General features: G+C 56.4%; 1 protein-coding gene. It reads left to right on the top strand.

Annotated elements, in window-relative coordinates; all coding sequences use genetic code 11:
• A partial coding sequence (locus G9G53_RS25550; protein ID WP_238796309.1) for a condensation domain-containing protein occupies positions 1 to 1,880 on the top strand: 1,880 nt, incomplete at both ends.

The raw sequence follows: 1,880 nt of genomic DNA, 5'->3' as shown, positions 1-1,880 counted from the left end.
GCGTATTACACACCGGATACCGGAGCGGAGCTGGCAGTGAACGATCTGCGCGGCGCGCTGGCGCAGGAGCTGCCGGGCTACATGATCCCGTCGTACTTCGTGGAGATGGAGCGCCTGCCTCTGACGCCGAACGGAAAAATTGACCGGAAGGCGCTGCCGGCGCCGGAAGGGGAAGCGGGAAGCGGAACGGAGTACGTCGCACCGCGCAATGAGCTGGAAACAAAGCTGGCGGCGATTTGGCAGGAGGTGCTGGGGCTTGCGAAGGAGATTGGCGTTCACGACAACTTCTTCGACATCGGTGGTCACTCCCTGCGGGCGACGACGCTGGTCAGCAAGATTCATAAAGAATTGAGCGTGGATCTGCCGCTGCGCGACGTGTTCCGCCATTCCACCATTGAGAGCATGGCCGCCGCCATTTCCCGGCTGGATGAGCAGACATTCGTTGCCATTCCGGTGGCGGATGACCGAGAGGTGTACCCGCAATCTTTTGCTCAAAAACGTCTCTTTATCCTGAATCAACTGGAAGGCGCGGAGCTTAGCTACAACATGCCGGAAGCGATGCTGCTGGAGGGGGCTTTGGACCGGGCAAGGTTCGAAGAAGCGTTCCGTAAGCTCGTGGCGCGGCATGAAACGCTGCGCACCGGGTTCGAAATGGTGGATGGCGAAGCATCGCAGCGGATTTACCAGGACGTGAATTTTGCCGTGGAGTTCTATCGAGTGGATGAGCAAGAGGCCGAAGAGATGGTTCGCCGTTTCGTCCGTCCGTTTGACTTGGCGAAGCCTCCGCTGCTGAGGGTAGGCCTTGTCGAGCTGGCTCCGGAACGTCATATTCTAATGTACGACATGCATCATATTATTTCCGATGGCGTCTCGATGGAAATCTTTGTTGAAGAATTCGTCCGCTTGTACGGCGGCGAGCAATTGGAGCCTCTGCGCATTCAGTACAAAGACTACACCGTTTGGCAGCATTCGCAGGAGCAGAAAGAACGGCTTCAGCGTCAGGAGGCGTACTGGCTGGACATGTTCCAAGGCGAGCTGCCGGTGCTGGAAATGCCGGCCGACTATCCGCGTCCGGCCGTGCAGAGCTACGAAGGCCAAACGCTGGAGTTTTCCTTCGACGCTTCGAAAACCGACGGCCTGAAGCAGCTGGCCTCGGAAACGGGCACGACGCTGTTTATGGTGCTGCTTGCGGCGTATAACGTCCTTCTGCATAAATATTCAGGTCAGGAAGACGTGATCGTCGGTACGCCGATTGCCGGAAGGAATCATGGAGATGTGCAGCCGTTGATCGGGATTTTCTTAAACACGCTGGCTATCCGCAGTTATCCGGCTTCGGAAAAGACATTCCTGTCATACCTGAACGAAGTCAAAGAAACGACCCTCCATGCCTTCGAGCATCAAAACTATCCGTTCGAAGAATTGGTGGACAAGGTGCAAGTCACCCGTGATTTAAGCCGCAATCCGCTCTTCGACACGCTGTTTACGATGCAGAATACGGAAAACGAGGAATTTGAGCTGGAAGGGCTTCGCCTGATTCCTTATCCGAGCGTATTAGATACCGCGAAGTTTGATATCAGCTTGGATGTGGGCGAGGAGAACGGCGGCTTGGATTACAGCTTCGAATATGCGACGGCTCTCTACAAAAGGGAGACGATCGAACGGCTGGCGAAACATTACGAGCAGCTGCTCGAAACGATCGTAAGCCGTCCAGATGCGAAGATTGCCGAGCTGGACTTGCTGACGGCAGAGGAAAAAGAACAAATTATCGGCGCGTTCAACCCGGCGCAGCCGGAAGCGGCTCCTGCGGCCGCGTTCCACCGGCTGTTTGAGGAACAGGCGGAGCGCACGCCGGAAGAGGCGGCCGTCGTGTACGAGAACGA

The sequence above is a fragment of the Paenibacillus sp. EKM206P genome, from assembly GCF_011066155.1.
GTDB classification, from domain to species: Bacteria; Bacillota; Bacilli; order Paenibacillales; family Paenibacillaceae; genus Paenibacillus; species Paenibacillus polymyxa_D.
This window is presented reverse-complemented; position numbering and strand designations above follow the sequence as displayed.